General features: G+C 58.1%; 3 protein-coding genes. All 3 read left to right on the top strand.

From position 1 onward, the window contains the following. Positions 1–292 (top strand): JAB domain-containing protein (locus AACR93_RS03835; protein ID WP_043852284.1); only part of this gene is annotated, 292 nt, incomplete at its 5' end. Beyond that, a complete protein-coding gene (locus AACR93_RS03830) occupies positions 289–480 on the top strand; it encodes a hypothetical protein (protein ID WP_024945023.1) in 192 nt (63 codons plus the stop codon). The genes AACR93_RS03835 and AACR93_RS03830, both read left to right, overlap by 4 nt. A gap of 24 nt (positions 481–504) precedes the next feature. Further along, positions 505–843, top strand: coding sequence for a hypothetical protein (locus AACR93_RS03825; RefSeq protein WP_024945024.1), 339 nt, complete (start codon positions 505–507; stop codon positions 841–843). The last annotated feature ends 26 nt before the right edge of the window (positions 844–869 follow it).

Raw genomic sequence — 869 nt, 5'->3', positions numbered from 1 at the left:
GTTCCTTGACTCCCAACACCGCGTACTGGCTTTTGAGGAACTGTTTCGCGGCACCTTGGACAGCGCCAGCATCTACCCACGGGAAGTAGTCAAGCGGGCCCTGATACTCAACTGCGGGGCCATCATCGCAGTGCACAATCACCCAAGCGGTGACCCTGAACCCAGCCAATCTGACCGGGTCTTTACCCAAGCCCTCAAGGAGGCCTTGGCGCTGGTCGATGTGCGATTGCTCGACCATCTGGTGGTCGGTGCCGAGGGCGTGGTCTCGCTGGCCGAAAGAGGTCAGCTATGACTCTAACCCTAGGTAAGTCACACCTCACCACCCTCGACATCCTCCTCGAGCTGCGCGGCTGGCTTGCAGACAACGTCGAGATGCAGGCCGAGCCTGCCATCGTGGCTCACCTGCCTAACGGCTATCAGCTCACCCAGAGCGATTGTGTCGAGGCCATTGATGCACTGCTCCATCAGCTACGCCCTTAACCGAGCCAAGAAGGGATAAACACCATGCGATTACCCAATCCCTATTCCCTTGAGGAAACCCTCGAGAAGCTACGCCATAGGCTAGCAGCCGCCTGCAACGAGGATGCGCTGACATTGCTGGAGAAGGCCGTCACCAAGGCACATGATGACGAGGCCTATGCCAAGCATTTTGAAGAGACCTTGCTGCAGGGATCCACCATCGAGATCCGCGAGTGTCTCAGCTGCTTTGGTGACTACTTTGAGCGATCCCGAGACACGCCGCCCTATTACCCGCATCACGATGCCGTCAACGGCATTGATGGTGCACTCTACGCCATCCTGTTCGATGCGGCTCTCCCCAGCACAGAGCAGGCGCACGAATAACGCCAGCATTCCCAAACCCGGATCAT

Source organism: Aeromonas sp. L_1B5_3 (assembly GCF_963866575.1).
Taxonomy (GTDB): domain Bacteria; phylum Pseudomonadota; class Gammaproteobacteria; order Enterobacterales; family Aeromonadaceae; genus Aeromonas; species Aeromonas jandaei.
This window is presented reverse-complemented; position numbering and strand designations above follow the sequence as displayed.

Bases quoted from the DNA above. Each gene is read 5' to 3' on its own strand.
- AACR93_RS03825 (WP_024945024.1), top strand. From the start codon at position 505: ATGCGATTACCCAATCCCTATTCCCTTGAGGAAACCCTCGAGAAGCTA.
- AACR93_RS03830 (WP_024945023.1), top strand. From the start codon at position 289: ATGACTCTAACCCTAGGTAAGTCACACCTCACCACCCTCGACATCCTC.